The following is a 5,162-nucleotide window of genomic DNA, read 5'->3' on the forward strand; positions in this document are numbered from 1 at the left end:
TTCAGTTTGAGTTGCTTATTTCAAGTTGAGAGTGGGGTTAGTCAATATAGATATGTATAACCTTAACCATCAATATACTGCGGGATATTGATGGTTTTTTATTGTGTGCATAGATACATATCTCTTTTAAATATGTTTAGTCAGATATAATTGGCTGACTCTATTTTACAAAACCTACCTTCTCAACCATTTGATTACGCGGTAATCTAAAGATCTGTTTTATATTTGCTAATCAGCATTTATTAAAAATTTCTAGTAAGTGTATAAAAATAACGTATATCACGGCCATCAGAGTCGTTGACAAAAACACTACTTTTATCCAATATTGAAGGAAATTTCATGCAAGAATTGACCCCACCAGAAAACGCAACGACGCCAAGTATTTCTCTAACCGCGCCTGAACCTGTGAGAGAAATACAAAAAAGCGAAGCAGATCAGATGGTCAAATTGGATGACAGCCAAATCCCAGAACTTGATGCAAAGGTCGATGCCTTTGTTGATCATGTGATTAACAATTCTGTGCACAGTGCTGAATTTCAGCAAAATGTGCAATCGATTCATAATCTCGGTACCAAAGAGATTCGTGAATCAGCCCAAGTGTCTAATCGTATGCTCGATTTACCCGCCAAAAGCCTCAATGACAGCTTGTTTGATAATTCTCCTATCGCCAAGTCATTGACTGAGTTGCGCGGCATCGTCGAAGATTTAGATCCCAGTAAAAAAGAGCTGACCAGCTCACGTAAGTTATTCGGTCTCATCCCATTTGGCAATAAAGTACAGGATTACTTCCGTCAATACGAATCTGCACAGTCGCATATTAATGCGGTTGTTACCAGTCTATATAATGGTAAGGATGAGCTGCTCAAAGACAATGCGATGATTGAGCAAGAAAAAGTCAACATGTGGGAGCTGATGCAATCCATCCGTCAATACGTTTATGTCGGCAAAAAAATCGATGAGCAGTTAGAACAAAAGGTTTATGCGATAGAAGCGACCGATCCCGAAAAAGCACGCATTATTAAAGAAGAGATGTTGTTTTATGTGCGTCAAAAAAACACCGACTTCTTAACTCAGTTAGCCGTGAACGTGCAAGGCTATCTAGCGCTCGATACCATTCGCCGCAATAATTTAGAATTGATAAAAGGTGTTGATCGAGCCACCACAACCACTGTATCTGCATTACGTACAGCGGTCGTGGTTGCACAAGCAATGACCAATCAAAAACTGGTACTTGATCAAATTACTGCTTTAAATAAAACCACCAGCAGCTTGATTGAATCGACCTCAGCGATGCTAAAACGTCAGTCAGGTGAAATCCATGAACAAGCGACCAGTAGCAGCATTGAGCTTGATAAATTGCAAAACGCTTTCAATAACGTCTATGATACGATGGATATGATTAGCAATTATAAAATTGAAGCGCTAGAGAACATGAAACAGACGGTCAATACTTTGACTACTGAAGTCGATAAGGCTCAGAAATACTTGGATAAGTCTAATCAAACAACAGTACTAGAAGTGTCGAAAGAGATAGACAGTAAAAAGATAACCAATAGATCAAGTACAGTCGATATCGACATTTGATTTGTTTTAATAGTTGTTGCCTATCAAAGGTGACTACTTCCTGCTACCAAATACACTTAAGACAATTGACGCAAGATATTGCAACGTCGTTCGTGTTAAGATAGCCATTATTAATAATTTTAAAAATAGATACGGTAATTTATGAGTTGGAACGATCCAAACGCCTCAAGTGAGGCAAAAAGATATGACAATCCTATCCCTAGTCGCGAACTGATACTCAGTACGATTAATGAGCATGGTGAAGTCACGCATCAACAATTGGCAAAAGCCTTTAATATTGATGACCCAGACCAGTTTGACGCTTTAGGCAATCGCCTAAAAGCGATGGCACGTGATGGACAAGTAAACCGCGACGGTCGTCCTTATCGCTATCGCACGGTGACCAAGCAAGATGTCGTCAGAGGTACAGTGTCTGCACATCCGAAAGGCTTTGGCTTTGTATTATTAAGCGATATGCCAGATTTGTTTTTGCATGAAAAGCAAATGCGCTGGGTTTTCAATGGTGACACTGTAGATGCAGTTGGTACATCGACAGACAATCGCGGGCGCACAGAAGGACGTATTGTCGATGTCGTTGAACGTCGCCAAAATAACTTCATTGGTACATTAGCGCTTGATGAAGATGGCTACTGTGTCGAGCTTGGTAGTCCAAATAATCACCAGCCGATTACCGTCACTGAAGAAAATGTACAAGCGATGAATGCCAAGCAAGGATCTCCTGTTAAGGTTGATGTTATTGATTGGCCAAATCAGCATGAATTTGCGACGGGTAAAATCACTGAAGTACTGTCTGACGACAATGATCGCGAACTGATTATTGAAACCACCTTACTCAATTATGACATCCCATCAGATTTTAGCGAAGCAGCACTGAAGCAAGCCAACGATTATCAAGAACCAACTGAAAAGGATCTAAAAGGTCGTAAAGATTTGCGTGATTTGCCACTGGTGACTATCGATGGTGAAGATGCACGTGATTTTGATGATGCCGTATTCGCCGAAAAACGCTCAGGTGGCAACTATCGTGTCTTAGTTGCGATTGCGGATGTCAGTTATTACGTTACACCAAACTCGCCACTTGATAAAGATGCCTACGAGCGCGGTACGTCCGTATACTTCCCGCATCGTGTGATTCCAATGTTGCCTGAAGTGCTCTCCAATGGTCTGTGCTCACTGAATCCTGACCGTGACCGTCTTTGTATGGTCGCCGATATCAAAATATCGCGGGCAGGCAAAGTGACTGGTTATGAGTTCTATCCTGCTGTCATGCACTCACAAGCACGCTTAACGTATAATCAAGTGAATGCTTATCTTGAGAATCCAGAAGATAAGAGCGTACCTACCTCACTCACGGGTAATAAAGACGTCAAAAAATCTGTCGATACCTTACATCAATTGTATGAGCTACTGCTTAAAAAGCGTGAAGAGCGCCATGCAATGGAGTTTGAAACAGTTGAGACCTACATTAAGTTCAATGAGAAAGGTGGTATCGAGGCAATCCTACCGCGTACTCGCGGTGATGCTCAAAAACTCATTGAAGAATGTATGCTGCTGGCCAATACTTGTGCAGCAAACTTTGCACTCAAGCATGAGCTTCCTGTCTTATATCGTAACCATGACAAACCTGATGGCGAAAAATCAATGCGTATTCACGAATACGCAAAGAATTTTGGTTTAAGCTTTCCAGAAGAAAATCCAACGCAAGCCGATTATCAGCGCATTATTGAAGCCACCAAAGACAGACCCGATGCAATTAGTATCCACAGCATGCTGTTGCGCTCAATGATGCAAGCAAACTATGCACCTGACAATATCGGTCACTTTGGCTTAGCTTATGACGAATATAGCCACTTCACCTCGCCGATTCGTCGTTACCCTGATTTGATGCTGCATCGTGCCATCAAAGCAAAAGTGACCAATACTCAGCAGCCAGTAATGGACTTTTCTCTTGAAGCGGCTGGCACGCAAACCTCTGATACCGAGCGCCGTGCCGAAAAAGCCTCACGCTATGTAGAGTCTTGGCTCAAGTGTCACTATATGAAAGATCATGTTGGTGAAGAGTTCGAAGGTGTGGTCACTACAGTCACAAGCTTCGGTTTGTTTGTTACCTTGACTGACCTATATATCGATGGTTTGGTTCACATCTCTAATGTCGGTGATGACTTCTTTGTTTACGATGAGCAGCAACAACAGCTGATTGGTAAAGACAAAGGGACATTATTCGGACTAGGCGATCGCGTTAAAGTGAAAGTTGCTGGCGTCAATATGGATCTGCTACAAATTGACTTTGATTTAAAAGCCAAATTACAATCTAGTGAAATGAATCAAACGAAGAGCGCGCCTTCTAAGAAAGGCACTGATAAGAAAAGTACTGATAGAAGAGGCCCCGCTAAAAAGACTGGTAGCCGTAGTAAAGGTACAAGTAAGAAAAGCTAATGTTAGCAAACGCTTCAAATAATAAAAAGGCCAACGTCATCGTTGGCCTTTTTTGTGCGTGGTATTTTATAACAACTATTTAAATCATTATTGCGTATTACTCATCTGGTCTAGACGTTCCTTGTCTGCTTCCTGAGCCTGATCTATTTTCGCGGTAGCATTATCGAGAATGGCTTTAGGCTGTTTGCCAAGTGGCTGGCTCGCGACATCTACTGAGCCACTTTCTACATCATTCGTATTTGGTAACGCTGTATCGGGAGATTGCTCAGATCCTGCGTCACTTATGACTAGCTCTCTATCTTTATCACGTTGATTGCCATTAATGAGGTTGAAACCTAGTAACGCAACCATGCCCACTAGGGCGAATATAATCAAGTGTTTCATTTGCATAAAAAATGTCTCGTATTTGAATGATAATCAGATATACGTTTCGTTGCATTTTTTATGCCTAGTTTTTGGCAGGTTTTTGCAAATTATTCTTGCGGGCTATTATTATTCAGTAAATCAGTCTCGTCAGAGCTTTCTGCAATTTCCTGTTCAACTTTTTCCATGAGTTTGTCCTCAGGACGAGCGTTAAGCACCTCATCAGCATTGCGACCTTGTAAAATCAATTTGGCACGAGCCTTTGCTTGTTTTTTGTCCTTATCATCAACGCTATTATCTTCATTCTGGTTTTTATCGGTCACTTTGGGCGTGATTGGCGTAATTGTCATATTAGTATTAGCACTGCTGGCGTTACTGTCCTGCATATGCTCAAACGCTTTTTCTAAGTTACTATTAAAACGCAAACGATAAATCGGTTCAGGCAAGCTGAAGCCTTCATTTTCTAACGCATGCTTGGTCTCACGAATGGCAATACTGCGTGCTTTTGAGAAATCCGTATCTGATTGATCCACCCAAATTTGAAATTCTAAAATGATATTAGAGTCGCCAACATTGGTAATGACAGCCACTGCTTTTGGCTCATCTAAAACGAATGCTAACGTATGTATCGCATCCAGTCCGACTTTGATAGCCGCTAATGGATCATCATTGGCATCAACGCCTAACTCAAAGGTAAATCGACGTTCTGGATTTTTGGTGTAATTTAAAATCGTTGCTTTAAATAGACCTCTTGCAAAAGTCATAAACCAAGCTCGAAA

4 protein-coding genes are annotated in these 5,162 nt (G+C 41.3%); 2 read left to right on the forward strand and 2 right to left on the reverse strand.

All coding sequences use genetic code 11. From position 1 onward, the window contains the following. Nucleotides 1-339 precede the first annotated feature (339 nt). On the forward strand, nt 340-1,584 hold the full coding sequence (locus INT03_RS01450) for a toxic anion resistance protein (RefSeq protein ID WP_045453830.1): 1,245 nt from the start codon (nt 340-342) through the stop codon (nt 1,582-1,584). A gap of 141 nt (nt 1,585-1,725) precedes the next feature. Continuing rightward, nucleotides 1,726-4,020, forward strand: coding sequence for a ribonuclease R (gene rnr, locus INT03_RS01455; RefSeq protein WP_193007284.1), 2,295 nt, complete (start codon nt 1,726-1,728; stop codon nt 4,018-4,020). A gap of 87 nt (nt 4,021-4,107) precedes the next feature. Here the strand turns inward: rnr and INT03_RS01460 are convergent, their stop codons facing one another. Then, complete coding sequence (locus tag INT03_RS01460; protein WP_193007285.1) at nt 4,108-4,410, reverse strand: hypothetical protein; 303 nt, start codon at nt 4,408-4,410, stop codon at nt 4,108-4,110. Nucleotides 4,411-4,493: 83 nt separating this feature from the next. Further along, the coding region (locus INT03_RS01465; protein ID WP_193007286.1) for a mechanosensitive ion channel family protein at nt 4,494-5,162 on the reverse strand (669 nt) is incomplete at its 5' end.

It is taken from the genome of Psychrobacter sp. PG1, from assembly GCF_014897815.1.
In the GTDB taxonomy this organism is placed as follows: Bacteria; Pseudomonadota; Gammaproteobacteria; order Pseudomonadales; family Moraxellaceae; genus Psychrobacter.

Bases quoted from the DNA above. Each gene is read 5' to 3' on its own strand.
- INT03_RS01450 (WP_045453830.1), top strand. From the start codon at position 340: ATGCAAGAATTGACCCCACCAGAAAACGCAACGACGCCAAGTATTTCT.
- rnr (WP_193007284.1), top strand. From the start codon at position 1,726: ATGAGTTGGAACGATCCAAACGCCTCAAGTGAGGCAAAAAGATATGAC.
- INT03_RS01460 (WP_193007285.1), bottom strand. From the start codon at position 4,410: ATGCAAATGAAACACTTGATTATATTCGCCCTAGTGGGCATGGTTGCG.